Source organism: Cellulomonas sp. WB94, assembly GCF_003115775.1.
Classification (GTDB): domain Bacteria; phylum Actinomycetota; class Actinomycetes; order Actinomycetales; family Cellulomonadaceae; genus Cellulomonas_A.
The window spans coordinates 1-24,444 of record NZ_QEES01000001.1 but is presented as its reverse complement, the minus strand read 5'-3'; the positions used below and the strand labels follow the sequence as shown (position 1 = coordinate 24,444).

The 24,444-nt window shown below is 72.5% G+C and carries 20 protein-coding genes; 12 read left to right on the top strand and 8 right to left on the bottom strand.

Features of this window, described 5'->3' with window-relative positions; translation table 11 throughout:
* Positions 1–130: 130 nt before the first annotated feature.
* Positions 131–2,038 carry an adenylyl cyclase gene (locus DDP54_RS00100; protein ID WP_109130012.1) on the top strand — a complete coding sequence of 636 codons (1,908 nt, stop codon included), beginning with the start codon at positions 131–133 and terminating at the stop codon, positions 2,036–2,038.
* A 94-nt stretch (positions 2,039–2,132) separates the two neighbouring features.
* Here the strand turns inward: DDP54_RS00100 and DDP54_RS00095 are convergent, their stop codons facing one another.
* Positions 2,133–3,122 carry a LacI family DNA-binding transcriptional regulator gene (locus DDP54_RS00095; RefSeq protein WP_109130011.1) on the bottom strand — a complete coding sequence of 330 codons (990 nt, stop codon included), beginning with the start codon at positions 3,120–3,122 and terminating at the stop codon, positions 2,133–2,135.
* 191 nt (positions 3,123–3,313) lie between these two features.
* Between DDP54_RS00095 and DDP54_RS00090 the strand changes: the two genes are divergently transcribed.
* A complete protein-coding gene (locus DDP54_RS00090) occupies positions 3,314–4,225 on the top strand; it encodes a sensor domain-containing diguanylate cyclase (RefSeq protein ID WP_109130010.1) in 912 nt (303 codons plus the stop codon).
* Between the two features lie 25 nt (positions 4,226–4,250).
* Here the strand turns inward: DDP54_RS00090 and DDP54_RS00085 are convergent, their stop codons facing one another.
* Positions 4,251–4,856 (bottom strand): DUF5317 family protein, encoded by a 606-nt coding sequence (locus tag DDP54_RS00085; RefSeq protein WP_109130009.1) that lies wholly within the window; start codon positions 4,854–4,856, stop codon positions 4,251–4,253.
* Positions 4,857–4,858: 2 nt separating this feature from the next.
* The gene (locus DDP54_RS00080) at positions 4,859–6,853 is read right to left on the bottom strand and encodes an EAL domain-containing protein (protein ID WP_109130008.1); all 1,995 of its coding nucleotides are present in this window, start codon (positions 6,851–6,853) and stop codon (positions 4,859–4,861) included.
* Positions 6,854–7,291: 438 nt separating this feature from the next.
* Between DDP54_RS00080 and DDP54_RS00075 the strand changes: the two genes are divergently transcribed.
* From DDP54_RS00075 to DDP54_RS00065, 3 genes are all read left to right on the top strand, one after another.
* A complete protein-coding gene (locus DDP54_RS00075) occupies positions 7,292–8,542 on the top strand; it encodes an MFS transporter (protein ID WP_109130182.1) in 1,251 nt (416 codons plus the stop codon).
* A gap of 46 nt (positions 8,543–8,588) precedes the next feature.
* Positions 8,589–9,239, top strand: a complete 651-nt coding sequence (locus DDP54_RS00070; RefSeq protein ID WP_109130007.1) for a spermidine synthase — start codon at positions 8,589–8,591, stop codon at positions 9,237–9,239.
* Between the two features lie 73 nt (positions 9,240–9,312).
* Positions 9,313–9,708, top strand: coding sequence for a VOC family protein (locus tag DDP54_RS00065; RefSeq protein WP_109130006.1), 396 nt, complete (start codon positions 9,313–9,315; stop codon positions 9,706–9,708).
* 98 nt (positions 9,709–9,806) lie between these two features.
* Here DDP54_RS00065 and DDP54_RS00060 read toward each other — a convergent pair whose 3' ends face one another.
* Positions 9,807–10,565 carry an SDR family oxidoreductase gene (locus DDP54_RS00060; RefSeq protein ID WP_109130005.1) on the bottom strand — a complete coding sequence of 253 codons (759 nt, stop codon included), beginning with the start codon at positions 10,563–10,565 and terminating at the stop codon, positions 9,807–9,809.
* A 249-nt stretch (positions 10,566–10,814) separates the two neighbouring features.
* Here DDP54_RS00060 and DDP54_RS00055 point away from each other — a divergent pair, with 249 nt between their 5' ends.
* The 4 genes from DDP54_RS00055 (at position 10,815) to DDP54_RS00040 (ending at position 13,285) form a co-directional block, all read left to right on the top strand.
* A complete protein-coding gene (locus DDP54_RS00055; protein ID WP_109130004.1) occupies positions 10,815–11,279 on the top strand; it encodes a CrcB family protein in 465 nt (154 codons plus the stop codon).
* The gene (locus DDP54_RS00050; protein WP_109130003.1) at positions 11,276–11,647 is read left to right on the top strand and encodes a CrcB family protein; all 372 of its coding nucleotides are present in this window, start codon (positions 11,276–11,278) and stop codon (positions 11,645–11,647) included. The genes DDP54_RS00055 and DDP54_RS00050 overlap by 4 nt, the downstream gene beginning before the upstream one ends.
* Positions 11,644–12,396: a 2,3-bisphosphoglycerate-dependent phosphoglycerate mutase gene (locus DDP54_RS00045; RefSeq protein WP_109130002.1), complete on the top strand. Its 753-nt coding sequence runs from the start codon at positions 11,644–11,646 to the stop codon at positions 12,394–12,396. The genes DDP54_RS00050 and DDP54_RS00045 overlap by 4 nt, the downstream gene beginning before the upstream one ends.
* Positions 12,397–12,553: 157 nt before the next feature.
* Complete coding sequence (locus DDP54_RS00040; protein WP_109130001.1) at positions 12,554–13,285, top strand: SDR family oxidoreductase; 732 nt, start codon at positions 12,554–12,556, stop codon at positions 13,283–13,285.
* A 25-nt stretch (positions 13,286–13,310) separates the two neighbouring features.
* Here the strand turns inward: DDP54_RS00040 and DDP54_RS00035 are convergent, their stop codons facing one another.
* The gene (locus DDP54_RS00035) at positions 13,311–14,129 is read right to left on the bottom strand and encodes an SDR family NAD(P)-dependent oxidoreductase (RefSeq protein ID WP_109130000.1); all 819 of its coding nucleotides are present in this window, start codon (positions 14,127–14,129) and stop codon (positions 13,311–13,313) included.
* A 91-nt stretch (positions 14,130–14,220) separates the two neighbouring features.
* Complete coding sequence (locus tag DDP54_RS00030; RefSeq protein WP_109129999.1) at positions 14,221–15,549, bottom strand: Nramp family divalent metal transporter; 1,329 nt, start codon at positions 15,547–15,549, stop codon at positions 14,221–14,223.
* Positions 15,550–15,712: 163 nt separating this feature from the next.
* Between DDP54_RS00030 and DDP54_RS00025 the strand changes: the two genes are divergently transcribed.
* Positions 15,713–16,228, top strand: coding sequence for a DUF664 domain-containing protein (locus DDP54_RS00025; RefSeq protein ID WP_109129998.1), 516 nt, complete (start codon positions 15,713–15,715; stop codon positions 16,226–16,228).
* On the opposite strand, the gene DDP54_RS00020 is transcribed toward DDP54_RS00025, so the two are convergent.
* Positions 16,206–17,096, bottom strand: coding sequence for a D-hexose-6-phosphate mutarotase (locus tag DDP54_RS00020; RefSeq protein ID WP_109129997.1), 891 nt, complete (start codon positions 17,094–17,096; stop codon positions 16,206–16,208). The genes DDP54_RS00025 and DDP54_RS00020 overlap by 23 nt on opposite strands.
* 149 nt (positions 17,097–17,245) lie before the next feature.
* Between DDP54_RS00020 and hrpB the strand changes: the two genes are divergently transcribed.
* Positions 17,246–19,768 (top strand): ATP-dependent helicase HrpB, encoded by a 2,523-nt coding sequence (gene hrpB, locus DDP54_RS00015; protein ID WP_242448117.1) that lies wholly within the window; start codon positions 17,246–17,248, stop codon positions 19,766–19,768.
* Positions 19,769–19,797: 29 nt separating this feature from the next.
* Here the strand turns inward: hrpB and DDP54_RS00010 are convergent, their stop codons facing one another.
* Entirely contained in the window at positions 19,798–20,694 is an 897-nt protein-coding gene (locus DDP54_RS00010; protein WP_109129995.1) for a CHAD domain-containing protein, read from the bottom strand.
* An 89-nt stretch (positions 20,695–20,783) separates the two neighbouring features.
* Here DDP54_RS00010 and DDP54_RS00005 point away from each other — a divergent pair.
* On the top strand, positions 20,784–24,444 hold a 3,661-nt coding region (locus DDP54_RS00005; protein WP_242448142.1), incomplete at its 3' end, for a Pls/PosA family non-ribosomal peptide synthetase.

Here is a 24,444-nt window from a genome sequence, read left to right as displayed (position 1 = left end):
GCACGCTCGCGCGGATCAGCCCCCACGGGTGCTCAGCCCTTGACATCCCCCCCGGTGTCCCTAGTCTGGGTGCTGCCTGAGTGACACGAGTCACCGGTGCATTTCACCTCAATGGGGAGGACTGAATCGCATGAGATCGTTACCCATCCCCGGCGCCCAGCGCCATGACACGTCGCAGCCCAGCCGGCGGCGTCGTGGCCGCGCCCTTGCGCTGGGCGTCGCTCTTGCGACCGCCCTCACGGGCGGCATCGCCACCGCAGCCGGTGCGACCAACCCGCCCGCGACGAACCCCACCCAGCCGGACCTCGGCCCGAACGTCATCATGTTCGACCCGACGATGCCGGTGAGCGAGATCCAGGCGACCGTCGACGCGGTCAACGCCGAGCAGATCGACGCCGAGATGGAGACCGGCCGGCACGCCCTGCTGTTCAAGCCAGGGGTCTACGGCACGGACACCGAGCCGCTGCAGATCAAGGTCGGCTACTACACCGAGGTCGCAGGCCTCGGAGCCTCCCCGACGGACGTCGTCATCAACGGCAAGATCGAGGTCTACAACCGCTGCCTCGAGGACGGCGGCACCAGCAACTGCCTGGCTCTCGTGAACTTCTGGCGCACGCTGTCGAACCTCACGCTGAACATCAACGGCGCGGGTCAAGACGGCTGCCGGGCCTCGGCCGACTTCTGGGCCGTGTCGCAGGCCGTGTCGATGCGCCGCCTCAACATCACCGGCGGGAACCTCTCGCTGATGGACTACTGCACGGCCGGCCCCCAGTACGCGAGCGGCGGCTACATCGCGGACACCAAGAGCGGGTTCATCATCAACGGCTCGCAGCAGCAGTGGATCACCCGCAACAGCGACATCGGTGGATGGTCCAACGGCGTCTGGAACGCGGTCTTCTCCGGCGTCGTCGGCGCCCCGACCGACGAGGCGTTCCCCAACCCGCCGTACACGACGCTCGACACGACTCCTGTAAGCCGTGAGAAGCCGTTCCTGTACGTCGACGGAAGCGGCCGGTACAACGTGTACGTGCCGTCGGCGCAGCAGAACAGCCGTGGCGTCACGTGGGCGGACGGCATGACCCCAGGACGGTCGATCCCGATCGCCGACTTCTTCGTCGTGAAGCCGTCCGACTCGGTGCAGGTCATCAACAACGAGCTCGCCCGCGGCCGCAACCTGCTGCTGACGCCCGGCGTCTATGACGTCTCGAGGTCCATCGCGGTCAAGCGCGCGAACACCGTGGTCCTGGGTCTCGGCCACGCGACCCTGACCGCCGTCGGCGGCGCGACTCCCGTCACGGTGGCGGACGTGCCCGGGGTGATCCTCGCCGGCCTCACGATCGACGCGGGTGACGTCAGCTCGCCGGTCCTCCTGCGCGTCGGCACGAAGAGCGGCCACGACAGGGACACCCGGTCCGACAAGAAGTCGGACGCGCTCAACCCGACGACGCTCAGCGACGTCTACTTCCGCGTCGGCGGTCCGCACGTCGGCAAGGCGGACGTCAGTCTCGAGGTCAACAGCGACAACGTGCTGATCGACCACATCTGGGCCTGGCGCGCGGACCACGGCGTCGCGGGCTCCGTCGGCTGGGACATCAACACCGGTCGCAACGGCGTCGTCGTCAACGGCGACGACGTGACCGCCACCGGGCTGTTCGTGGAGCACTACCAGCAGTACAACGTCCTCTGGAACGGTGAGAACGGCCGCACCGTGTTCTTCCAGAACGAGCTGCCGTACGACCCGCCGAACCAGGCGGCGTGGCAGCACGACGGCGTCCTCGGCTGGGCGGCGTACAAGGTGGCCGACGACGTCACGACCCACGAGCTGTGGGGCGGCGGCGCCTACATCTTCACCAACGTCGACCCGACGATCCACGCCACGCGCGGGTTCGAGGTCCCGGTGACGCCGGGCGTCGCGCTGCACCACGTCATGACGGTCAACCTCAGTGCCGGGACGATCGACCATGTCGTCAACGACACGGGGGCGCCGGTGGACAACACCACCACCGGTACCCCGAGCTTCGTCACCAGCTTCCCGTGACGGACGTGTTCGACTAGCGCCTGACCAAGGTCCTGGGGGCCGGAGCGAGCCCGCTCCGGCCCCCAGAGCCGTCCACGGGGGCATACGGGCGACGTCAGGTCGAGTCGCGCACGACGACGTCGAGGACGTCGGCCGGGAACGTCGGCGGGTCGGTGTGGCCGTCGAGGGCGGCGAGCACAGCCGAGGCGAGATACCGCGCCTGCGCGTCGACACCCTGGGACACCGTGGTCAGAGCCGGGAGCGAGAGCCGCGCGGCCGGGATGTCGTCGACCCCGATGACTGCGACCTCCGAGGGCACACCGAGCCCCTCGCTGTGCAGCCCCGCGAGCACGGCGAGCGCCACCTCGTCGTTGTAGGCGGCCACGGCGGTCACGGGGGAGTCGGCCGCGCGCCAGGCCCGGACAGCGAGCGCAGCCGACCGCACGTCGAGGTCGACGGGCGTCACGAGCGGCTCGGGGAGTCCGCGGTCCGCGCACTCGAGCCGCACGCCCGCGAGCCGTCCTTCGGCGAAGTCCGCGAGGCGAGGATCCGTGGCCGTCGCGTACGCGATCATGCGATGGCCACGGGAGGCGAGGTGCTGCACCTGGAGGCGGCCGATCCCGGTCTGGGAGACCGAGTGGACGACGGGGTCGCGGGGGTCCTGCTCGAGCGCGGTGCCGACGACCTGGATGCCTGCCTGGCGCATCGACCGCTCGTCCTCGGGGGCGAACGCGGTGAAGCCGACGACGGCACGGGGCGTCACCGCCCGCCACAGCTCGGACAACGGCCGGGTACCGCGACCGTGGTGGACGAGCACGGACAGGCCGCGCTCGGCGAGCTGGCGGGCGAGGTGGTCGAGCAACGTGTCGATGACCGGGCCGATCGGCCAGTTCGGCAGCACGCAGAGCACGAGGTCGCTCTTGCCCAGGCGCAGCGTCCGGGCGGCCGCCGACGGCGAGTAGCCGAGCCGCAGCGCCGCCGCGCGGACCCGCTGGCGCGTCGCCTCGGAGATCGCCACGCCCTCCTTGGCGTTGAGCACGTAGCTGACCGTGGTCCGCGAGACGCCGCTCTCTCGAGCGACGTCGGCACTGGTCACGCCCGGCACGGGTACCTCCCTCGGCAGCCACGACTTCCCGGTCCACACCCTAATCTCGCGCCGGTCGCCGTGAAGTCACGACCTGACCGGTCGGATGTCGGCAGGGGTGATTTCTGCCCCAGGGACCTGATCGGCCCACGCGCCGCGACGAATCGGCCCCTAGCGTGATCGTTTGTGACGATCCACCAGACACGACGCCCGTGACGGGCGCACCGTCCCACGCGGCGTTGCTGGATGCCATGAGCGACGGGATGTACGTCGTCGAGCCGTCCAGGCTCATCACGTACTGGAACCGTGCCGCGGAGGCGATCTCCGGGTTCTCCGCAGACGACATGGTGGGTCGCTGGTGCGGCGACGGACGCCTCAACCATGTCAACGAGCGCGGCGTCGAGCTCTGCGGCGCGAGCTGCCCGCTGGTCGCGACGATGAGGGACGGCCGCCCGCGGTCGGTCCGCGTGTTCCTGCACCACCGCGACGGTCACGTCCGCCCGGTCCACGTGACCGCGGTCGCCCTCCGCTCCGAGGACGGGACGATCAGCGGAGCGGTCGAGACCTTCCGGGACGACTCCGACCGCAGGGAGCTGGAGCAGGACCTGCGCGAGGCGGAGCGACTCTCGCTCGTCGATCCCCTCACGGGCGTGGGCAACCGTCGATCCCTCGACGGGTGCCTGAGCCGTCGGATCGCCGACTGGGAACGCCACGGCACGCGCTTCGCGGCGCTGGTCCTCGACGTCGACCGGTTCAAGCAGACGAACGACACCCTCGGGCATGAGGCCGGCGACGCCGTGCTCATGGTGCTCGCCCGCAGCCTCGCCCATGCCGTCAGGGCCACCGACCACGTCGTGCGGACGGGTGGTGACGAGTTCGCGGTGATCACGGGCCCGATCACTGACGACGAGCTGAGATCGCTCACAGCGAGGCTTCAGGTCGTGGCCGCGCAGGGCCGCTACGAGGACCTCTCGCCCATGCGCATCACCGTGTCGATCGGCGCCGCCACGGTGGCCGTCGGCGATGATGCCGCGGCGCTGATGCGCCGGGCGGACCACCAGCTGCTCAGGGCGAAGCGGGCGGGTCGCAAGCGCGACGCCGACGACGCGACGACGGCACCCTGACAGACTCCTGCCGCCCGTCACCTGCTCAGCGCTGCGAAGGACCGTCGAGCTTGGCTGTGGGCGACGTCGTGCCGCCGCCGGTCGCGTCGGGCGCCACGGCTCGCCGGACCGGGGTACGGCCGAGCCGACAGGTGCCGGTCCAGGCAACCAGCACGACGCCGACCGCGATGAGCACGTCGCCCACGCTGAACGTGTTCGCGAGCGGCAGCGGCGCGGGCCAGGCGAACACGTCACCCAGCCAGGGCAGCACCGGGTGCGCGACGACGGCGGAGTTGGCGAACGCCAGGTGGGGGTCGAGTGCGGCTGCACGCACGGCGTCTGCGGAGGCCGGCAGGACCCCGCCGTTGAGCGCGATCGTGACGCCGTTCGAGGCCGTTCCTGCCGCGACGACCGCGATGCGGTCGAGGGACCGGTTCAGCCACAGGAAGCCGACGACGACGACGTAGGTCAGCACGTGCAGGACCGGCGCGAGCACGCCTGGCAGCGGGACCTCGACGGCCACCACCTGCAGCCCCAGGGTCACCCAGATCAGCAGCGGCCACCGCCACGGGTGCAGCAGGAGTCCGGCGGGCCACCGGCCGACGAGCAACGGGGAGAGGAGCCCGAGGACGCACGCAGCAAGGAGCAGCACGGTCAGGGCGTCGCCGCGTCGCGCGCGGCCGCCAGCAGTCGTTCGGAGTTCAGGCGCAGCAGGATCTGGTCGGGCGTGGTCGGGCGGCCCAGGTGGTACCCCTGGCCCACGTCACAGCCGAGCTCGCGGAGGGCGACCGCAGTCTCCTCGTCCTCGATGCCCTCAGCGATCACCCGCAGGTCGAGGTCCAGGGCGAGCGCGATCGTCGACCGGACGATGATGAAGTCGTGGGTGTCGCGACCCATGTCGACGACGAAGGACTTGTCGATCTTGAGCTCGTCGACCTCGAGCGTCTTGAGGTAGCTGAGCGAGGCGTGGCCCGTCCCGTAGTCATCGACCGCGATCGCGACCCCGAGCTGCCGCAGGGTGGCGATGACCGCGTCGACCCGGGCCGGGTCGGCCAGGATGCCGGTCTCGGTCACCTCGAGCACGAGCATCTCGGGCGGGATGCTGTGCCGCCGCAGAGCCTCGGCAACCTGACGTGGCAGTGCCAGGTCGGACAGGTGCCGAGCGGAGAGGTTGACGGCCATGCGCAGCTCGTGGCCGGCCGCGCGCAGCTCGGCGAGCTGTCCCAGCGCCGCGTCGAGCACGGTCGCCGTCAGCTCGGCGATCAGACCGGAGTTCTCCGCCAGGGGGATGAAGCTGTCCGGCGGAACGGACCCGCGGGTCGGGTGCTGCCAGCGGATGAGCGCCTCGACGCCGACCATCCGCCTGCTGGTCAGGTTGACCTGAGGCTGGTACGCGACGCTCAGCTGGCCGGTGTCGAGAGCCGTCCGCAGGTCGGCCAGCAGCTGGAGCCGTTCGAGCGTGTTGACGTCGTGCTCGGGCGAGTACGTGCTGATCCGATCGCGGTCGAGCTTCGCCTGGTAGAGCGCGACGTCGGCATTCTTCATCAACGCCTCGGCGTCGTCCCCGTGCTGAGGGGCGACGGCGACGCCGGCACTCGCCCGGACGAGCAGCTCGACCTCGCCGACCCGCATCGGGGCTTCGAGCGAGGCGAGCAGGTCCTGCGCGACCCTCTGGGTGGCCGCGAGGTCGCCGTCGACCACGACCGCGAACTCGTCGCCACCGAGTCGGCTCACGAACGCGTCCTCGCCGAGGGCGAGGACCAGGCGCTCGGCCACCTGCTGCAGGAGCGTGTCGCCCACGGGGTGCCCGAGCGTGTCGTTGATGTCCTTGAAGTGGTCGAGGTCGATCAGCACGAGCCCGGGACCGCCCGACGGCGTGCGGTTCGGGGCGACGAAGGCGTGCGCGAGCCGGCCGTGGAGCCGTTCCCGGTTGTGGAGGCCGGTCAGCGAGTCGTGCGACGCCTCGTGGGCATGGCGGATCCCGGCGGCGGTCGTCCAGTAGACGGCGAAGGCCGGTGGACCCAGCAGCGCAAGGACACCCACGCCGTCCCTGACGACGATCGCAGCGACGGCACCGATGCAGAGCAGGACCAGCTGGGTGGCGGCGTGGAAGTGGACGTCCTCGCGCATGATGGTCCGGAGCGGCTGAGACGTGGCGATCGAGACCACGGACGCCACGAGCAGCAGGTTGATGACGACCATCGCGACGCCGCCGGCGAGCAGTGGGCCCAGGTGGCGCACCCCGATGGTCATGGGGCCCGCGAAGAACGGCAGACCCGCCAGGGCGGAGAAGACGGCCCGGGCCGCGACAAGGCTGAGGACGTACTGCGCCGTGTTGAACGCGGACTTCATCGGTGTGCGCCTGTTGATGAGATCGTCGGCCAGGCTCACGACGGCCTGGACGAGGACCGCGACCCCCACGCCGGCGACCGCGACCAGGGCAAGGATGAAGGGACCCGACGTCGAGACGGTCCACGACGCCTTGCCGCTCCGCGAGATGAGCAGCGGCTTCACCTCTCCCACGAGGGCGGCCACCGCGAGGAACCCGATGGGCCACCAGTCGCTGTGAGCGACAGACGGCCACGACGTGCCGACGATCACGCCCGCGATGGCGACGAGACCGAGCCCGCACACCACGGCGACGTACATACCGAGCAGCGAACGCGGAGCCGGGGACTCGTCCCCGGCCCCGCGTTCGCGTGGCTGGTCAGCTACCACTTGTACCCAGCGCCGGCCAGCGCGGCGACGGCAACGATCGTGCCTGCGCTGGCTGCGATGCGGATGATCGTGCTGTTCTTCGCGATGCGCCACTTGTCCATGTTGGTTCTCTTCCTCTGGTTTCCGGGTGGCTTTCGCGGCGGATGCCGCCCCTGCCACTCTTCACGAACCCGAACCCACGGGGCACCTGCGAGTGCGCTCGCCATGCAACTGTCTGATCGGCCGACAGGGGCGCGGCCTTGAGCCATCGTTTCGTCTTCAGGCGTCCAGGTCCACAGGCCGCGCGGATGGGTTGTCATGAATCTCAAGTTCGGCTGGTCGTCGAGGACGTGACAGCGCCGAGCCTGATCACCCGGCACAATGGTGGCGATGACTTCCTCCGAGCCACCCCAGCGACCGGACGTGGAGCTGCGTGAGGTCGCCCGCGGCGTCTACGCCCCGGCCCTGGTCTTCGAGATCGGCGTCGGCGCGATCATGCCGATCATCCCGCTCTCGGCGGTCGCCCTCGGCGCCAACCTCGCGGTCGCCGGGCTCCTGGTCGCGCTGCTGGGCGTCGGTCAGATCGTGGGGGACGTACCCGCCGGTGTCCTCGCCGCCCGGATCGGCGACCGCCGGGCCATGCTCGTCGCTGCGGCGCTGTCGGTGCTCGCGCTCACGGGTTGCGCGCTCGCACCGAACATGTGGGTGCTCGGCGCCGGGGTGGTCTGTGTCGGAGCCACCAACGCCGTCTTCACCCTGGCCCGCCAGTCGTACCTGACCGAGGTCATCCCGGTCCTGAAGCGCGCCACGGCGCTGTCGACGCTCGGCGGCGTCCAGCGCATCGGTGCCTTCATCGGACCGTTCATCGGCGCGGGCGTCGTGCACCTCGTCGCCTTGAACGGCGTCTACTGGCTCGCGGTCCTCACGAGCCTGGTTGCCGGGCTCGTCGTCCTTGTGGTCCCCGATGTCGCCGGAGCCGAGGCTGTCCGACGCCGTCACGCTGCCGTGACGGTGCCGATGCGCACGGTGCTGCGTCAGAACGCCCGGGTGTTCCTGACCCTCGGTTTCGCGGTCATGGCTGTCGGCGCCGTCCGCGCCAGCCGTCAGGTCGTGCTTCCGCTGTGGTCGGAGCAGCTCGGCTTCAGCCCTGCGACGACCAGCATCGTGTTCGGGATCTCCGGCGCGGTGGACATGCTGCTCTTCTACCCGTCCGGCAAGGTGATGGACCGCCGCGGGAGGCTGTGGGTCGCGATCCCGTCGATGGTCGTGCTCGGCTGCGCGATCCTCGCGTTGCCCATGACCACCACACTCGCCGGAGTGACGGTCGCCGCGATGGTCATGGGGCTGGGCAACGGCATCGGAGCCGGGATCCTCATGACGCTCGGCGCCGACGTCGCACCCGCTGCGGTACGGCCGCAGTTCCTGGGGATCTGGCGCCTGTTCTCCGACGCAGGCGTAGCCGGGGGGCCGCTCGTGGTCGCCGCGGGTGCTGCCCTGGGAAGCCTTGCCGCGGGGATCGCGTCGATGGGCGCGGTCGGGCTGCTGGCTGCAGCCGGCCTCGCACGCTGGGTGCCACGGTTCTCGGACCACGCCAACGCGACCACGCGCCGTCGGGCGGCCGAGAGGGAGACTGCGCCGTGATCCAGCACGGCGGTGGGGGTCGTAGCCTGCTGTCGTGCTGCAAGGGATGACTGTCGTCGAGCGGGTCGCCGGGTGCTGCGGGGAGCTGGTGCTGCTCCGAGGTGGGGGCCACCACGAGATCGTGGCGAACGGCGTCTTCTTGATGGACACCCGTGGCGGCACCTCGGAGCGCCTCCATGTGACTGAGGCGGCGGACCGGATGCCGCCGCCCGGCCGCATGCTGATCGGTGGGCTGGGCGTGGGGTTCTCGCTCGCCGCCGCACTCGCGCATCCGGGTGTCGGGGAGGTGCACGTCGTCGAGCGGGAGGCGGCGGTGCTGCGGTGGAACCGTGGCCCGCTCGCCGCAGTGAACGGCGATGCGCTGCGTGACCCTCGCGTACACACGTACGAGGCCGACGTGGTCGCGTGGCTGGCCGACGCGCCCGAGGGCTCGCTCGATGCGATCTGTCTCGACGTCGACAACGGCCCGGAGTGGCTCGTGACGCCCGGCAATGCGTGGCTGTACGCGGACGACGGCCTGCGCACCACCACGCGGGTGCTGTCTCCGGGCGGGGTGCTGGCGATCTGGAGCGCAGCGCCGATGCCAGCCTTCGTGGCACGGATGGCGGAGCACTTCGACGACGTGGAGGTCACGGAGATCCCGGCTGCCCGGGGCGAGCCGGACGTGGTCGTCGTGGGTCGTTCGCCGCTCCGTTGACCGACTGCCACCGTCGGACTTAGGTTGCCCTTGCCGACCAGTCGACGGTCGCCTGGTCCGCAGTGGAGGAGCCATGCTCTCCGAGTTCACACCGGTGCCCACTCTCGCGGTCCGGGACCTCGAGAAGGCACGTACCTTCTATGAGGACGTCCTCGGACTCACGCAGGTCGGTGATGCCCCCGACGGGGTCATGTACCGAGCGGGTTCGAGCCAGATCCTCGTCTACCCCTCGGCCTACGCCGGCACCAACAAGGCGACAGCGGTGTCGTTCGACGTCCCTGGGGGCCAGTTCGACACCGAGGTCGAGGCGCTCCGAGCGCGCGGCGTGGAGTTCCAGACGTTCGATCTCCCCGGCGCGTCCTGGGTGGACGGCGTCGCGACGTCGGACGGGATGAAGGCCGTCTGGTTCGCCGACCCCGACGGGAACATCCTCAACCTCGAGACGTCGCTCGAGGCCACGTCGGTCTGACGCGCCCCGGGTGCCGGCCCGACGACGCACACCGGAGCACACGCGGCGCCGCCCCCTCGGATCTGAGGGGGCGGCGCCGTCCTGTGCTGCTCGACTGCTCAGGCCGTGGCCCAGCCGCCGTCGGCGCTGACGACCGCGCCGTTGACGTTGGACGCCTCGTCGGACGCGAGCCACGAGATGACCGTCGCGATCTCGTCGGGGTCGGCCATGCGAGCGATCGTGGCCATCGACAGCTGAGCCCGTTCCATGGCCCAGGGAACCTGCGGGTTCGAGCTGGCGCCGATCGCCGTCATCACTCCGCCGGGCAGGACCGCGTTGGAGCGGATGCCCTTGGTGCCGTAGAAGTAGGCGACGCTCTTGACCAGGCCGATGACGGCGTGCTTCGACGTCGTGTAGGCGACGCCCGCGGCACCCGCGCCGAGGGACGCCTTGGACGCGACGGTCACGATCGCGCCATGGCCAGCGGTCTCCATGATCGGCAGAACCGCCCGGGTCAGTCGCATCACACCGGTGACGTTCACCCCCATGACCCGCTCCCAGAGCGCGTCGTCGAGGTCGCCCAGCGGCACGAAGTGGTCCATGATGCCGGCGACGTTCGCCAGGATGTCGATCGTGGGTCCGGCCGCGGCGACCACGCGGTCGACGTCGTCCTGGCGGCTGATGTCGGCCACGACCAGCTGGGCCGTCTTGCCGGCCTCGGCCAGCAGCTGCTCGGTCTCGCTGAGTGCCGCAGCGTTGACGTCGCAGCCGATGACGGTGGCGCCCTCGTTCGCAAGCCGCAGGACGGTGGCGCGGCCGATGCCGTTCGCCGCCCCGGTGACGATGGCGACCTTGCCCTGGTGACGAGATGTGTCCATGACTGATCTCTCCGTTGAGTGCAGTGGACGTGCTGTCTTTCGGACGATACGCGCTGGTGAGCGGGCCGATCGGTGACCAAAGGTCCCGGGCGTCCCGTCGTGTCGCGGGCGCGCCCGGCGGCCTCGGCGACCGCTCGGTGCGGCGTAGAGTGACGCCGCCCAGGAGTGCCGGCGCGGCTGGAGACGTCCGATGAACAAGGCATGGCTGCATCGCCGGCACGGCGGCGTCGGACCGCACAGGAGCGGTGGATGACGGCTGCCCACCACCTGAACCCCCGGCTCGTCGCGCTCGTCGCGCTCGGCGGCATGATCGGCACGACAGGCCGCTACCTGCTGAGCCTGGCGCTGCCCAACCACGGTGGCTGGCCCGTTGCGACCTTTGTCGCCAACGTGGTCGGCTCGTTCCTGCTCGGCGCGTTGCTCGAGGCGCTCCTGCGGCGTGGCGGCGAGAACCCGCGGCGTCGCGCGGTGCGCCTCGGGCTCGGCACCGGCGTGCTGGGCGGGTTCACGACCTTCAGCAGCCTCGCGCTCGAGCTCGAGCGGCTGCTCGCCCACGACGCTCTGCTCACCGCCGCGACGTATGCGGTGGCGAGCCTGGCGTGCGGGCTCCTCGCGTGCCTGCTCGGCGTCGCGGTGGCGGCGCGTCTCGACGTGCGACGACGGGCGCGGGGCCGCGGCAGGTCCGACAGCCCGGCGTCCGAGGGGGCGCGATGACCCTCCTCCTCGTGGCGCTGCTCGGCGGCCTCGGTGCGGCGACCCGGTTCGTCGTCGACGGGCTGATCCGGGGCCGGTGGAGCCAGGTGTTCCCGCTCGCGACGGTCCTGATCAACGTCTCGGGCTCGGCGCTCCTCGGTCTGCTCGCGGGCGCATCCGCCTACCACTCCCTGCCGACCACTACCTATCTGGTCGCGGCCGTCGGGTTCTGCGGCGGGTACACCACGTTCTCGACCGCAATGGTCGAGACGGTGCGCCTGGCGCAGTCGGGCGCCTACCGCAGCGCGGTCGTCAACGCGCTCGGGACGCTGCTCCTCGCCGTCGGCGCCGCCGCGCTGGGAGTCCTGGTCATGTGGCTGCTCGCATGACGAGCCACCCTGGTGCGCTGGTCGTCGTCCGGCACGGAGAGAGCACGTTGAACGCCGCTCGACGGTTCACCGGCCGGATGGACGTGGACCTCTCCGACGCCGGCGTCGAGCAGGCGCACGCCGCTGCTGCGCTGCTGCAGGGCTGCGACGTGCTGCCCGACGTCCTGGTCAGCTCGCCGATGCTCCGCGCGCGGAGGACCGCCGAGGTGATCCGCACGGACCTCGGGCTCGCGGACGCGCCTCTGGAGCTGTCCTGGCGGCTCGTCGAGCGCGACTACGGGTGCCTGACGGGCATGGCCAAGCACCATGCGCGGGAGCTGCTGGGCCCCGAGGGGTTCATGAGCCTGCGTCGGACGCTGCACGGCACCCCGCCGCCCGCCGCGCCCGAGACGGTCGAGCCGTCGGACTGCTACACCGAACCGGCGACGGAGCTCTCGACCGCCGGCGCGGGGGAGTCGCTGCACGACGTGATCGCCCGGGTCGGGCCGTGGTGGGCCGGCACCGTCCCGGTCCTCCGCCGCGGCGGAACGGTCCTCGTCGTCGCGCACGGCAACTCGCTGCGCGCGCTGTGCGCACTGATCGACGACCTCGACGAGCGCGAGGTCCAGGAGCTCAACCTCCCGCCGGGGCACCCCCTGGTGTATGACATCGCGTCCGACGGGCGGGCCTCGCCGCGCGGTGGGCGGTATCTCGACCCGACGAGCGCCCACCGGGCCGCCGAGCAGATCGCCGGCGAAGGCGGGACCTGACCATGCGGGCGTGGCGCCCGGTCGGCGGATGCTGCTGAGGGTCTGAACCTGCTGTTCGACGCCCTCGAACCGCCGAAGGAGCGTGGCACGGAGGAATAGATTGATCTGTTGTCCGCTCGTCGTCTGCTCGCCACCCCTTCGCCGTCAGGAGCTCCTCATGCCGACCACCCGTGACCTCACCGGAACCGTGGTTGCCCTCACCGGCGCCACCGCAGGCATCGGGCGTGAGACCGCCCGGCTCCTGGTCGCCGAGGGCGCACGGGTCGCACTGGGTGGGCGTCGGGTCGAGCGGCTCGACGAGCTCGTCGCCGAGCTGGGCGCGGACAACGCCGTCGGCGTCCCGATGGACGTCCGCGTGCCGGCCGACAATGCCCGGCTCGTCGCCGCCGCGATCGACCGGTGGGGGCGGCTCGACTCGGTCGTCGCCAACGCAGGCATCGGGATGTACGGCGGGATCCTCGACCACAGCGACGAGGACCTCGCGACGATGATGGACACCAACTACGCGGGCACGGTGTGGACGGTGCGCGCGGCGCTACCGGCGCTGCTCACGGGGAACGGCGGCGACGTCGTGATCGTGTCGAGCGTCGCGGGGTTCCGCGGGGGCGCCGACGAGGCGGTCTACGCCGGCACCAAGCACGCGCAGGTGGGGCTCGCCGGCGCGCTCGACCGCGAGCTGCGCGAGCAGGGGATCCGCGTCACGCTGATCTGCCCGGCCGGGACGACGACCGAGTTCGCGGTCGGCGCCGGGCGCACGGAGGACGACCCGCGGTCCAGCGAGTGGCTGACCCCGCAGGACGTGGCGAGCGCCATCGTCGCGACGCTGCACCAGCCGCGCACGATGCGCACCGCCATCTGGACCCTGTGGAGCATGGGGCAGGGCAGCTGACCGCCCAGCCGGCCGAGCAGCGCAGCTAGCCCACCATGGCGGCGCTGCGGTCCCACAGCTCGCGGGCCAGGTCGGCGTCGTACGCCTGCGGGTTCGCCTTGGCGACCTTGCGCTTGACGTAGTACTCCCCGGAGACCCAGTCCGCACCGGGCTCCGACGTCGCGAGCCAGACCAACGTGTCCGCGCCCTTCTCCGGGGAGATGAGGACCCGCCGAAGCACGGTGTTGTAGACGAACCGCATCGGGCTGGTCGAGTCGGCCGCGAAGTTGGTCGCGACCCCACCAGGGTGGAACGAGGCCGTCGTCAGGCCGCGGTCGGCGTAGCGCGTGTCCAGCTCCTTGGTGAACAGGATGTTGGCGAGCTTCGAGTCGCCGTACGCCTTGTTCGTCGAGTACTTCTCGCGGGCGTCGAGGTCGTCGATCTCGAGATGGCCGAAGGCCGAGTTGGCGACGCTGGAGGTGGCGATGACGCGGCCACTCGACTCGATCAGCCGCTCGAGGAGCAGCGTGGTCAGGAGGAACGGGGCGAGGTGGTTCACCTGGAAGGTCTTCTCGTGGCCGTCGACGGTGTCCGCGCGCTCGCCCATGATGCCGCCGGCGTTGTTGGCGAGGACGTCGATGCGGGGGTAGGCCTCGAGCAGCCGGTCGGCCAGCTCGCGCACGTCGTCGAGCCGGGCGAAGTCGGCCAGGAACGCCTCGGCACCGAGCTCGGCCGCGACCGCGCGGGTCTTCTCCGCCGAGCGCCCGACGACGACCACGCGGTCCCCGGTGCGGGCCAGCTCGCGCGCAGCCGCGGCGCCGATCCCGTCGCTCGCGCCGGTGATGACGATCGTGCGTTCGGACATCTGTGTTCTCCCACGTCGAGCCGGGACCTCGCGACATGACGGGGCCATGGAGAGGGTATGCCCGGCGCCCGGCGACGGCGCGCGGCTTCGGTCAGCTGCCGGTGACGGTCAGCCAGAGGCCCACGACGCCGGCGACGAGCATGATCGCTGTCGTCGTCCAGCCGAGCGTCGCCGCGAGCCGGCCGTTGCGGTACCTGCCCATCAGCTGACGGTCCCGGGAGATGAGCATGACGACGACGAGGAACGGACCGGCGGCGATCCCGTTGACCACGGCGCTGAGGACGAGGAGCTGGATGGGGTTCGACTCGACGACGCTCAGGATGGTCCCGCCCACCATGCCGACGAGGAGCAGTGCGTAGAAGGCCGGCGCGCGGCGTGGACTGCGGTCGAGCCCCCAGGGCTTGCCGAGCAGACCCGCGAGCCCGGCAGAGCCTGACGCCGCGAGGACGGGCACCGCGAGCATGCCGGAGCCGACGAACCCGGCGGCGAAGAGGTAGCCCGATGCGCTCCCGGCGATCGGCTCGAGGGCGCGTGCGGCGTCCGCCGCACTCGTGATGGTCTTCCCCTCCGCCCCGAGGGTCGCCGCCGTCGCTGCCATGATCGCGAACATCACGACCACCGAGAAGGCCATGCCCACCACGACGTCGATGCGTGCGTTGCGGAGCTTGCGGCGGGCGCCCTGCGGTCCACGGTGGTGGAGGGCCGGGGCGGCGTCCCCGGCGAGGTCCTCCGCGCGCAGCTCCTCGATGCGGTGGGCGCTCTGCCAGAAGAAGAGATACGGGGAGATGCTCGTCCCCAGCACAGCGACGACGAGCGAGAGGTAGGCAGGCTTGAGCTCGAGCTGCTGGGCGGTCAGCCCGTGCGCGACGTCCGCCCAGTCGACCTTGACCGCGAAGAGCACGACGACGTACGCCAGCAGCGCCATGCAGAGCCACTTGAAGACGCGCTCGATGGACCCGAACGAGCCCAGCGTCACGGTCAGGGCGATGCCGACGCCGGCCAGAGCCGCCCAGAGCGGGGCCGGGCCCGCGTGCAGGAGCTGCATCCCCTGGCCGATCGCCATCAGGTCGGCCGCCAGGTTGAGGGTGTTCGCACCGATCAGGGCGACGAGGAGCACCGCGGTGACCGCCGTGGCCTTCGTCCCGAACTTCACGCGCGCCAGGGCGCCGAGGCTCTTGCCCGTGGCGAGGGCCGTGCGGTCGCAGATCTCCTGCACGGCGATCATGAGCGGCAGCGTGACCGGCGCGGTCCAGAGCATGCCGTTGCCGAACGTGGCGCCGGCCTGCGCGTAGGTCGCCACCCCGGACGGGTCGTCGTCCGAGGCTCCGGTCACGAGCCCAGGGCCGAGCACGTCGAGGAACCGCCGAACAGGTGAGCGGCGGACCTCGTCGGTGGAGGTGGAGGACGTCGTCGCGGTCACGGGACTCCTTCGGTCGATGCCGACATCTCGTTGCGTCGGGACGCTACAAGCGGTGCGGACGGGCCGCGAGCCGAGACGGCGGGTGCCCACGGTCGACCTGCGGGCGCCGTGCGGACCGGACTAGCGTGCTGACGTCCGCGAGTCGCTCCACGAAGGGGTCGTCATGACATCAGCCGAGGTTCTCGTCGACGCGTTCGGTCGCATCCGTGAGGTGGTCGAGGAGGTGGTCGGTGGCCTGTCGCCCGAGCAGCTCGCGGAGCGTCCCGAGGGTCGCGGCAACTCGCTCGCCTGGCTCGTGTGGCACCTCACGCGGGTGCAGGACGACCACGTCGCGGACGCGTTCGGCACCGAGCAGATCTGGACGACCGCAGGGTGGCACGACCGGTTCGCGCTGCCGTTCAGCCCGGCGGAGACCGGTTACCGGCACACGTCCGAGAAGGTCGCGGCCGTGCGCGTCGCCGCGGAGCTCCTCACCGGCTACCACCGCGCCGTCCACGAGCGGACGGTCGCGCTCGTCGGGCAGGTCGTGGACGGCGACCTCGAGCGCATCGTCGACGTGCGGTGGGACCCGCCGGTGACGCTGGGCGTCCGGCTCGTCAGCGTGATCGCCGACGACCTGCAGCACGCGGGTCAGGCGGCGTACGTGCGCGGGCTGCTCACGGGTTCGGCGGCCCACTGACCCCCAGTCGCGCGGTCATCGTGTGACTCTGGTCGGGCTCGAGCAGGACGCTGTCGCCGCGGACGTTGCACGTCTCGACGCAGACCATCCCGGTCCACTCGTCGTCGCCGAAGTCGGCCATGGCCAGGGCGTTGTCGATCCACGGGTTCCAGACGACGGTGGTGGCCGAGCCGTCCTTGGCGACGGTCACCGAGCGCCCACCCACCTCGTCGTGCACGGTCGTCTGCGCTGTCGTGGCGAGGTAGATGCGATCGGTGGGGCCCGTGAAGCGCACCGGTCCGGCCTCGCCCGGGAGGGGGTCGGGACCAGTCGGCCGGTCCACGTAGTCCGTCCCCTCGAGACCGGTGATCGCCGTCGAGCGGACGTCGCCGACGGCGAGGTACGTGTGCAGCGCCTCCTCGAAGGTGAACTCCGTGGTGTCGCGGTTGGCGACCTCCAGCGTCATCGTCAGCTGTGCGCCGACCACGACGGTGAACGTCGCCTCGAAGAGGTACGGCCAGGCGGACGTGCGGGTCGCCTCGCTGTCGGTCAGGCGGAGCTGGACGATGACGTCGTCACCCTCGTCGCGGGCGTCGACGAGCTCCCAGTCGGCCAGCCGGGCGAAACCGTGCTGCGGGGCCTCGGGGTGACCGGCGCGTGCGCCGAACCACGGGAAGCAGATCGGGACCCCGCCACGGATGGCCGATCCCGCGTCGAACCGGCTCTCGGTGCTGAGCCACACCACGGGCTTCTGACCCGTCGGCACCCAGCTCGTGACATGGGCGCCGTGGAGGTAGATCTCCGCGGTGGAACCGGGTGAGGTCACGCGCAGGACGGGCAACCCGCCCTGCCCGGTCTCGAGGCGCACGGTGGGGGGCAGGGTCGACATGTCGTCTCCGTCGGTCTTCCGGGTGTGATGTTCTCGTCGCGGGTCACCCTGGATCGGGCGCCGGCTCCAGGTTCCTCTTGCGGCGGCCTCGGCGCATGTCGCCGCGCGGTTCGTCGCTCGGGCGGGCGGGAGGCAGGCACACTTCACGGGTGGCCGACGACCCGATCCGCAGGCTCCTGGCTGCCCCGCCCGACCTCCCGGTGCTCGCCGGGCTTTCCGCCCTGACCGCCGCGGTCGCTGCGCGCGGGCTCGCAGTCGTGCAGGCTCCGCCGGGTACCGGCAAGACGACGATCGTGCCGCCCGCCCTCGCGGCGCTCGTCGAGGGGCGCGTCGTCGTGACCCAGCCGCGGCGCATCGCAGTCCGAGCAGCCGCGCGGAGGCTCGCGCAGCTGCTCGGCGAGCCGGTCGGGGAGAGCGTGGGGTACGCGGTCCGCGGCGAGCACCGCAGCGGCCGGAACACGCGGGTCGAGTTCGTCACGACGGGCGTCCTGCTGCGCCGGCTGCAGCGCGACCCCGACCTCCCGGGCGTGGACGTCGTCGTGCTCGACGAGTGCCACGAGCGGGCGCTCGACGGTGATCTCGCCCTCGCGCTCCTCGTGGACGTGCGCACCCACCTGCGCCCCGGCCTGACGCTCGTCGCGATGTCTGCGACGGTCGAGGCGGAGCGCACGGCCGACCTGCTCGGAGGGCCCGACCCGGCACCCGTCGTCGCGGTCACGAGCGCCCTGCACCCCGTGGCGCAGCTGTGGTGCCCGCCACCTGCGCGGGTCGCGCGGACCGACGAGCGCGGGGTCACCCGGGGGTTTCTCGACCACGTCGCGGCGTGCACGCGCCGGGCGCTGGCCGAGAGCGCGGGCGACGTCCTGGTGTTCGTGCCGGGCGCCGGCGAGGTCGACGGCGTCGCGCGCCGGCTCGCGGGGATCGAGGCAGATGTCCGCCCGCTGCACGGGCGACTGCCCCACCGGGAGCAGGACCTCGCGCTGACGCCGGGGCCGCGCCGCCGGGTCGTCGTCTCGACCGCCGTCGCCGAGTCGTCCTTGACCGTCCCGGGCGTCCGGGTCGTCGTGGACGCCGGCTTCTCGCGCGAGCCCCGCACCGATCATCGACGGGGTCTCGCGGGTCTCGTCACCGTCGGGGTGAGCCGGGCTGCCGCCGACCAGCGTGCGGGCCGCGCGGGCCGTGAGGGACCGGGAGCTGTGTACCGGTGCTGGTCGCTCGCCGAGCACGCGCGGCTGCGCGAGCACCCCGAACCCGAGATCAGGACGGCCGACCTCACGGCCTTCGCCCTCGACCTCGCCTGCTGGGGGAGCCCCGACGGCGTGGGCCTCGCGCTCATGGACCCGCCGCCCGAGGCCGCGCTCGCCGCAGCGCGCACCACCCTGGTCGGGATCGGCGCGGTCGACGCGGACGGCCGGGTCACCGAGCGCGGGCGGCGGATCGCCGGGATCGCGGCCGACCCGCGGCTGGCGCGCGCGCTCCTCGACGCGTCGGGCGCCGTCGGGTCGGATCGCGCCGCGGAGGTCGTCGCGCTGCTCGCGGACGACGTGCGCGCCCCCGGCGGCGACCTCGTCGCGGCTCTGCGGGCCGTGCGGCGAGGCAGTCCCGACACTGCGGCGTGGGTCGCTCAGACGCAGCGGCTGCGTTCCGCCCTGCCGCCCGGCACCCGGGCTCGGGCAGGCGCCGGTCACCTCACCGACGACCTCGCCGTCGGGCTCGTCGTCGCCCTGGCCCACCCCGACCGCATCGCACGCCGACGTCCGAACGGCTCGACCTACCTGATGGCATCGGGGACCGGCGCGTCCCTCCCGGCGGAGGCGTCCCCGTTGGCAGGGTTCACGTGGCTGGCGATCGCGGACGCGGACCGTGGCGGGGGACGACGCGACGCGACGGTCCGCTCCGCAGCGCCGCTCGACGAGGCGCTCGCGCTCGAGGCGGCACCGTCGCTGCTCACGGAAGAGGACAGCGTCTCCTGGGCGGACGGTCGGGTCGTCGCGCGGCGCACCCGGCGTCTGGGCGCGATCGAGCTGTCCTCCGCAGCGATCACCGACCCGCCGCGTGCGCTCGTGGCCGCTGCGGTCCGCGACGGTCTCGCCCGTGACGGTCTCGAGCTTCTGCCGTGGTCAGCGACGGCGACCAGCCTCCGGCGCCGGCTGGCGTTCCTGCACGCGACCCTCGGACCGCCCTGGCCCGACGTCTCGGACGACGCCCTCATGGCCGACGTCGACGGATGGCTCGGTCCGGACCTCGCTCGGATCCGGGGCGCGCGAGACCTGCAGCGGGTCGACGTGACCTCCGCCCTGCGGCGGATGCTGCCGTGGCCGCAGGCGGGCCGCCTCGACGAGCTTGCCCCCGATCGGGTCGTGGTCCCGAGCGGCGCGGGCGTGCACATCGACTACGAGCCCGACCAGCCGGTGCTCGCGGTACGCGTCCAAGAGGTGTTCGGCTGGCGGGCAACGCCCCGGATCGCGGACGGTCGCGTCCCGCTCGTGCTGCACCTGCTGTCGCCGGCGCGTCGGCCGGTCGCGGTGACCGCTGACCTGGAGTCGTTCTGGCGGACGGGATACCCGCAGGTGCGGGGCGAGCTGCGTCGTCGCTACCCCCGGCACGCGTGGCCGGACGACCCGATGACCGCAGTCGCGGTCCGTGGGGTGCGACGGCCGCGCGACGCGTGACGGTCGCGTGACAGGTGGCGGCTCGTCGTTCAGTCGCCGAGCCGTCGCGCGGCCCGAGCGATGCGTCGCCATGCGGCCCTCGTGGTCGAGGGGTCGGTGCGGGCTGCCTCCTGCTCGCGCGCGTGCAGGAGGCCGAGCGTGAAGGTGTCGTCCCCGGCGGCGCGGGCCTCCTGCGCGAGGCGGAGCAGGTATCCCCGGGCGACGACGCTGTCCTGGTGCTCTCCGAGCAGGTCCTGGACGCCGTGAGCCGCCTCGGCGAGCTCGTCCGCTGGGCGCCCGAGGACGTCAGCTGCCGACTCCGCCGAGTAGTGCAGCCTCTTGGCCTTCTTGCGCGCCTCGTGGAGCGCGACGTCCCGCTCCGTGTCCGACAGGTCGGCTCGGGTCGCTCGCATCGCGCGGCGCGCGAGCCGCACGTCCGCACGCAGGGCTCGCTGCGCGGCCCCCGACGCCGATCGCGTGCGCACCTCGCTCGGCTGCTCGGTCCGGGCCAGCGCGTCGAGGTCGGCGAGCAGGCCGGCGTAACGAGCCGAGCTCAGCGCCGCGGCCGCCTCCTCCTGCCCGCGGCGTGCGTCGTCGTCGAGGGCAGCGCGGATGCGGTCCCCGACGGGCCCGACCACGAGGTCGTCCGGAGTGGCGGCGAGCGCGCCGAGGAGGCGGTCGCGCATGACCTGCGCGTCGCGCGCGGGGCTCAGGGCAGCGCCCAGCCACCGGAGCTCGTCGGCGAGTCGTGCAGCCTCCACGGACGGGAGGAGCGCGCGGTACGACGTCAGCGTGGAGCGCAGTCGACGCGCGGCGATGCGGACGGCGTGGATCGCGTCCGTCCCGCCCGCGCGGACGTCGGCGTCGGCCGCGCGCAGATCGTCGATCTGCCGTGCCAGAAGCGTCCGTGCGAACGTGGACGAGCCCGTGGGCACGGAGACCGACATGGGACCATCATGGGCACCTGACCGCGGCGAGCCAACCACGAGGGGTTCTTGACGTGAGCGAACCCACCGCAGACGCCGATCTCGGGCGGATCTACCACCGGTTCGCGGCCGCGGCGGAGGAGCGGACCCTCTGCGACATCCTCCACGCGACAGCCCGCGCGAACGGTGACGCGCTCGCGATCGACGACGGCTCGGTCGAGCTCACGTACGCCGAGCTGGCCACGGCGGTCGTGGCCAAGGCAGCCGAGCTGGCCGCGGTGGGGATCCGACGCGGCGACCGGGTCGGCATCCGCATCCCGTCGGGCACCGTCGAGCTCTACGTGGCGATCCTGGGCGTGCTCGAGGCGGGCGCTGCCTACGTCCCGGTCGATGCCGACGACCCTGACGAACGCGCGCGGATGGTGTTCGACGAGGCCGACGTCGCGGCGATCCTGGTCGGCGAGGGAGAGATCGTGCATCGCCGTCCGGCCGTCCAGGCAGCGGGGCGCAGGGTCGTGAGGCGACCCGCGCCCCAGGACGACGCGTGGGTCATCTTCACGTCGGGCTCGACCGGAACCCCCAAGGGGGTCGCCGTGAGCCACCGTTCGGCGGCGGCCTTCGTCGATGCGGAGTCTCGGCTGTTCCTCACGGGACGGCCGATCGGTCCCGGCGACAGGGTCCTCGCTGGCCTCTCCGTGGCCTTCGACGCGTCGTGCGAGGAGATGTGGCTCGCGTGGGCGCACGGTGCCTGCCTCGTCCCTGCGCCCCGAGCACTCGTGCGGACCGGCATGGATCTCGGCCCGTGGCTTACGGTCCAGGGAATCACGGCCATCTCGACGGTGCCGACCCTGGCGGGGCTGTGGCGCGCGGAGGACCTGACCGGCGTCCGGCTCCTCGTCTTCGGCGGCGAGGCCTGCCCGCCCGAGCTGGCCGCGCGGCTCACGGTGCCCGGTCGGGAGGTCTGGAACACCTACGGGCCGACCGAGACCACGGTCGTGGCGTGCGCGGCGCGGCTCACGGGTGCGGGACCGGTGCGCATCGGGGTGCCGTTGGACGGCTGGGACCTGAGCGTCGTCGACGGCGCCGGCCGGGTCGTCGAGGCAGGCGAGATCGGCGAGCTGGTCATCGGCGGGGTGGGGCTGGCCCGCTACCTCGACCCCGTGCGCGACGCGGAGAGGTTCGCGCCGCTCCCGGCCCTGGGGTGGCAGCGCGCGTACCGCACCGGCGACCTGGTGCGGTACGACGCGGCGGGGCTCGTCTTCATCGGCCGCGCCGACGACCAGGTCAAGCTGGGCGGGCGACGCATCGAGCTCGGCGAGGTCGACGCCGCCCTGCTGGCGCTGCCGGGCATCGCGGGGGCTGCGGCCGCCGTCAGGACCACCACGGCGGGCCACCAGGTCCTCGTCGGCTACCTCGCGCCGGCGCCCGACGTGGAGCTCGACCTGCCGGCGCTCCGGGCGCTGCTTGCGTTGCGCCTGCCCGCCCCGCTCATCCCGCTGCTCGCGCCGGTCGGGTCGATCCCGACGCGCGGTTCCGGGAAGGTCGACCGCGACGCGCTGCCCTGGCCGCTCGAGCGGCTCGAGCCCGAGTCCGCGACCCCCGCCACCCTCGTCGGTGCGGCGGGCTGGTTGGCCGAGCTGTGGACGCGCACGCTCGGCGTCGCAGTCCTGGACGCCGACGCCGACTTCTTCGCGGACGGTGGGGGGAGCCTGTCGGCGGCCCAGCTCGTGTCCGCGCTGCGCGAGCGGTACCCGAACGTCACGGTCGCGGACGTCTACGAGAACCCGCGCCTCGGCGCGCTCGCCCAGCGGCTCGAGGAGCTCGAGCCGACCCCGGCGGGCGAGACACGCAGCGTCGCGCCGACGCCGCGCCGGGCCCAGGTGATCCAGTCGCTCGCGGCGCTGCCGCTGCACGGCGTGATCGGGCTGCGCTGGCTCACGTGGCTGGCCGTGATCGACAACGTGGTCGCCGCAACGGGGACCGCGCCCTGGGCCTCGCCCGTGTCGTGGTGGTGGGTGCTGGCCGGCTGGCTGGTGCTCATCACGCCGCTCGGCCGGATGGGGATGACGGTCGTGGTGGCCCGGTCCCTGCTCCGCGGCGTGAAGCCCGGCCGGTACCCGCGCGGCGGCAGCATGCACCTGCGCCTGTGGTTCACCGAGGCGTTCGCCGCGGCGGCGGGCGCCGACAACCTCGCCGGTGCCCCGTGGGTCAGCACGTACGCGCGGGCGCTCGGAGCGAAGATCGGTCGGCACGTCGACCTCCACTCGCTGCCTCCCGTGACGGGGCTCCTCACGCTCGGCAAGGGCTGCTCGATCGAGCCCGAGGTCGACCTGACCGGGCACTGGCTCGACGGCGACGTGCTGCACATCGGCAAGGTCCGGGTCGACGCGCGGGCGACCGTGGGCTCGCGCAGCGTTCTCGCGCCCGGGATCCGCGTCGGTCAGGGCGCCGAGATTCCCGCGGGGTCGGCCGTGCTCGTCTCGGTGCCTCCGGGGGAGCTGTGGACCGGGTCGCCCGCGGTCTTCGCCGGTCCCGCTCGCCGGGACTGGCCGCACCGCCGCGCACCCCGTGCGCCAGGATGGGTGGCCGTCTACGGCCTGACCGCAGCCGTGCTCGGAGCCCTTCCCCTCCTCGCGGGAGCCTGCGGCCTGGCCGTCGTCGGCCTCGGCGTGCGCGGGTCGACGACGCTCGGCGCGGCAACCCGCGGCGCGATGCTGTGGGTGCCGGTCGGGGCCGTGGCGATGTTCGTGGTCCTGGCGGTGCTCACGCTCGCCGCCGTGCGTCTCCTCGGCCTCGGGCTGAGCGAGGGCCATCATCCGGTCCGTAGCCGGGTCGGCTGGCAGGTCTGGGCGACCGAGCGACTCATGGACGATGCCCGCACCTGGTTGTTCCCGCTCTACTCGAGCCTGGTGACCCCCGCGTGGCTGCGGGCGCTCGGCGCCACCGTCGGGCGCGACGTCGAGGCGTCGACGGTGCTCCTGCTCCCGCGGATGACGACGATCGGCGACGGTGCTTTCCTGGCCGACGACACGCTCATCGGCTCCTACGAGCTCGGCCGCGGCTGGCTGCGGATCGACCGGGCGAAGATCGGCAAGCGGGCGTTCCTCGGCAACTCCGGCATGACCGCTGCCGGTCGCGCGGTGCCGAAGCGAGGTCTCGTCGCGGTCCTCTCGGCGACTCCCGAGCATGCCAAGTCCGGCACGTCGTGGCTCGGGTCGCCCCCGGTGCGGCTGCGGCGCGCCCCGACGGCGTCGGACGAACGGCTGACGTTCACGCCACCTGCCCGGCTACGCGTCGCGCGCGGGGTCGTCGAGGTGCTGCGGGTCGTCCCCGTGATGTGCACGGTGGGGATCGGCGTGGGGCTGCTCGCGGCGCTCCAGGCCGTCCTCGACGCGTGGGGCGGCCTGGCAGCGGGTCTGCTCGCCGGCCCGCTGGCGCTCGTGGCTGCGACGGTCGCGTGCGCGTTCGCGACGGTCGCGAAGTGGGTCCTCGTCGGGCGCCTGCGGGTGGGGGAGCATCTGCTGTGGAGCTCGTTCGTGTGGCGCAACGAGCTTGCCGACACCTTCGTGGAGACGGTCGCTGTGCCGTGGTTCGCCCGCTCGGCCCTCGGCACACCCGCGCTCAACGTGTGGCTGCGGAGCCTCGGGGCGCGGATCGGTCGCGGCGTGTGGTGCGAGACGATCTGGCTCCCCGAGGCCGATCTCGTCGCGCTGGGCGACGGCGCGAGCGTCAACCGCGGGTGCGTGCTGCAGACCCACCTCTTCCATGATC